Source organism: Rhodococcus sp. P4_C10, assembly GCF_056402135.1.
On sequence record NZ_JBFUHZ010000097.1, the window covers coordinates 1 to 1,011 of the forward strand.

Annotated in this window: 1 protein-coding gene; it reads left to right on the forward strand. The window is 72.1% G+C overall.

The features are described 5' to 3' along the window. Window positions 1–1,011, forward strand: a 1,011-nt coding sequence (locus AC1DWC_RS26675) for a steroid 3-ketoacyl-CoA thiolase (protein ID WP_477912902.1), incomplete at its 5' end; no start/stop codon positions are given.

A 1,011-nucleotide genomic window follows, 5' to 3' on the forward strand; every position in this document is an offset into this window, starting at 1 on the left:
ATCGGCGGCTGCGTCACCCAGGCGGGCGCACAGTCCAACAACGTCACTCGGGTGGCCTGGCTGGCTGCGGGCCTGCCGTGGCAGACCGGCGCCACCACCATCGACTGCCAGTGCGGCAGCGCGCAGCAGGCCAACCACCTGATCGCCGGRCTGATCGCCACCGGCGCCATCGACATCGGCGTCGCCTGCGGCGTCGAGCAGATGAGCCAGGTCCCGCTCGGCGCCAACGTCGGCACCGAGGCCGGCCCGCGTCGGCCCGCGTCGTGGGACATCGACATGCCCAACCAGTTCGAGGCCGCCGAGCGGATCGCGAAGCGTCGCGGCATCACCCGTGCGGACATCGAGGAGCTCGGCGTCCGCTCGCAGGCGCTGGCCAAGCAGGCCTGGGCCGAGGGCCGCTTCGACCGCGAGGTGCTGCCCGTGACCGCCCCCGTCATCGGCGAGGACAAGCTCCCGACCTCGGAGACCACGCTGGTCTCGCGGGACCAGGGCATGCGCGACACCACGCTCGAGTCGCTGGCCAAGCTCAAGCCGGTCATCGAGGGCGGCATCCACACCGCCGGCACCGCCTCGCAGATCTCCGACGGCGCCGCCGCGGTGCTGCTGATGGACTCCGACCGCGCCCTCGCCCTCGGCCTCRAGCCGCGCGCCCGGATCGTCTCGCAGGTGCTCGTCGGCGCCGAGCCCGAGTTCCACCTCGACGGCCCCGTCCAGGCGACCGCCAAGGTGCTCGAGAAGGCCGGCATGAAGATCGGCGACCTCGACCTGTTCGAGGTCAACGAGGCCTTCGCGTCCGTCGCACTGTCCTGGGCTCGGGTGCACGGCCCGGACATGGACAAGGTCAACGTCAACGGCGGCGCCCTGGCCCTCGGACACCCCGTGGGCAGCACCGGATCCCGGCTGATCACCACCGCGCTGCACGAGCTCGAGCGGACGGACAAGTCGACCGCGCTGATCACCATGTGCGCGGGCGGCGCGCTGGCCACCGGCACCATCATCGAGCGGATCTGA